1 protein-coding gene is annotated in these 256 nt (G+C 35.2%); it reads right to left on the bottom strand.

Annotation, left to right across the window (positions count from 1 at the left end):
- Positions 1-171: 171 nt before the first annotated feature.
- Positions 172-256, bottom strand: an 85-nt coding sequence (locus ACFIO5_RS09795; protein WP_375705295.1) for an adenosylhomocysteinase, incomplete at its 5' end; no start/stop codon positions are given.

Raw genomic sequence — 256 nt, 5'->3', positions numbered from 1 at the left:
GGTAGTTATGTTTCCAATAACTGAGCAACAGCACATGTTGGAAAAAAAAGAAAAAGAAAGCAAAAAATATGAGTACAGATTCGGATCATTTTTTGAGCTTTTTCTTTGGAGTTATAGTCACCGAAGCTGAGCACGATGCGTTTTCCTTTTTCTTTTATCCCAAGGAAACATTTAATAACGATAATGGTCTGGTTTATAAGGTCCTTGTGGAGTAACTCCAATATAGGCAGCTTGTTCTTGTGATAAAGTGGTTAAT

This window comes from Bartonella sp. AA86SXKL, assembly GCF_042196885.1.
Note: the sequence above shows the minus strand (reverse complement) of the source record. Positions and strands in the feature narration are given on the sequence as shown.